The following is a 2,665-nucleotide window of genomic DNA, read 5'->3' on the forward strand; positions in this document are numbered from 1 at the left end:
TAATTATTGAGTATCGCTAATACGAACAGTATAAACTACAAATCAAGTTTTTGTTAAATTTAGCTGAAGCATGGAAAATAAGACTTAATTTCCTGCCACCTTCTCCGTCAAAACACTAATATAAAATTACACATTTTGAAATATTGACCAAAAATAGGCAAAATCTTTCCCGAAAAGAAATCTATCTAAGGAAACATTTCGACAATTTATGGTATATAGGTTAAATGTTTGTAGTCCATAGTCAAAGAAGTTTTCATTAAAAGCATGATTACTTCAACGTTTTGACTAAAATCCTCACAACGCAAAAGCCATGAATTAATGCACCAAAAATCCATCTGGTTATTGGTTGGATGATTCTTAATATCTACTCTCTCAGGAATAGAGATAATTTTGCTAGTGACAAATTTTTATTTCCCAAGATATATGAAGCACCAATTCAGTTATGAAAAAATTAGAGGCTGCTAATTAATCATAAAAATCACTGATTCTCCCAGACTCATTTTTGACAAATTAGAAAATTTATAATTGTGGAAAATTAACCCTCAACAATGTCCTCAGCATGAACCAAGACTTAAAAAATTACTTTCAACATTTCTTCTACTCTTGCTAAAATCACAAATCTCGTTCCATGATGATTTCACAATTTATCAAAAAAGAGTATTTATAAAGAATCACAAATTTGCTATTCTTAACTGCAATATTAACCTGTGTCACAATTCCCCCCCCATTCTACTGATAGCAATAGCAGCACCACCGATGTCACTCCTGTAGTGGCACTCAAGGAACTTGTGTCCAGGCTGCATCGAGAACAAAATAAAATTCAAGACTTACTGAGTTCTTTAGGATTTGCCCTCAGAAGCTTTAATAATTTAAATCAGTTTTTGGAACTGATTCCCCTCATGGCTACCAGAGTCACAGATGCAGAAGGTAGCGCACTTTTTCTTTATAAACCCAATGGACAAATTAGATTAGAACAACTACATTGGCAGGATACTCAGCAAAGAAAAATTATTAGAAAAGCCCTAGAAACTGCTAGTAGTCAAATTACTCTTTTATCTAACTCAAGTCCTGCTGCTATTTCCACAGGGATTCTAGATGACCAAATGCACGCTGTTTTAGGTCCAGATGTGCAAATCTTTGGCACAGCTATTTTAGTCAAGCATACAGAAAGAGGTTGGCTGTATGTTTTGAGTCGAGATCCTGAATATAGTTGGACAGAAACCAGACAAAAATTAGTGCGGTTAGTAGCAGACCAAACAGCAGTGGCAATTGACAATGATGAACTGTCTGTAGAATTAAGAAAAAAAGAACGTTTAGACCAAGAGTTAGAAATTGGTGCAGAAATTCAACGCCGACTTTTACCGCGTCAATGTCCCAACATTCCTGGATTATCAATAGCCGCCCGTTGTAAACCGGCTAATCAAGTTGGTGGTGATTACTATGATTTTATTCCCACTAATCAAAACCAGTTAAAATCTAAAGCACAAGCATCTCCAGAAAATGCTAGTTGGGGTTTGGTCATTGGGGATGTCATGGGTAAAGGTGTTCCCGCAGGTTTAATTATGACGATGTTGCGGGGAATGTTGCGGGGTGAAGTATTACATGGTAATTCCCCAGCCGGAATTTTACAAAATTTGAATCGGGTAATGTATGCGGATTTGGAAAATTCTCACCGCTTTGTCACCATGTTTTATTCCGAATATGACCCACAAACGCGGATTTTATCTTATAGTAATGCCGCCCATAATCCCCCCTTGTGGTGGCACGCAGCCACAAAAACTGTGAGTCAATTGGATACATTGGGGATGTTAATTGGTTTAGATGCCAATAGTGAATATGAAAATGCACAAGCACAGTTAGAAGTTGGGGATACAGTAATTTATTATACTGATGGTTTGACGGATGCAGCGGCGGCTGGAGGCGATCGCTTTGATGAAGATAATTTTGTTACATCCTTCAGAACAGCCTGTAAGTATTGCAACAGTCCCCAGGAAATTGTCGAATATCTATTTGACCAAGTTGAACAATTCATTGGTTCTGATAGGAGAAATACCGATGATATGACATTAGTTGTTATGCAAATTGTCTGATATGTTAGTGCCAAATTTTGAAAATATTAATATATTTGTATAAAAATTATTCAATTTATTAATCTCCACCAACTTTCATATAAACATGAAAAAGCAGAAATCAGAGAAATACATTTAGGGCTTGCTGAATAAGTTGTCTGTGAAGGCAGGGAACTCTTAACTGGGAACAGTTTTAAGTAGTGAGGCAGAATTAATTACACAATGTCATTGCGTAAGCGTGGCGTTAGCCATATGAAACGAAGTGACATGAAGCAATTCCAAGGGTTGTGATTGGTTCCCTTCCCTCGCAATGACTGTAAATATTTTTGTCCAATTACTTAACTGTCTGGATATCCTCAATTTTCCAAATCCGACAAAGAAAAATGCACCTATTTTGAGACAGTATTAGCCAAAACCTGGCACTTTTTTGTGGTAAAAATCCGCGAAACCCTTTGTTAATAAATGGTTTTAGGTTTATATGGCTAACGCCACACTACGCTATCAGCAAACCCTAAATAACATTCCCAGTCAGACACTAGTAGTCTGTCAAATTTATTTTGACGGGTAATGTCTTCCCTCCCCTACCTCCCCTACCT

Annotated in this window: 1 protein-coding gene; it reads left to right on the forward strand. The window is 36.8% G+C overall.

Translation table 11 applies throughout. The features are described from left to right. The first annotated feature begins 707 nt into the window (after positions 1-707). Complete coding sequence (locus IQ228_RS24485) at positions 708-2,090, forward strand: PP2C family protein-serine/threonine phosphatase (protein ID WP_027404645.1); 1,383 nt, start codon at positions 708-710, stop codon at positions 2,088-2,090. Positions 2,091-2,665: the final 575 nt, after the last annotated feature.

This window comes from Dolichospermum sp. LEGE 00246, assembly GCF_015207865.1.
In the GTDB taxonomy this organism is placed as follows: Bacteria; Cyanobacteriota; Cyanobacteriia; order Cyanobacteriales; family Nostocaceae; genus Dolichospermum; species Dolichospermum heterosporum.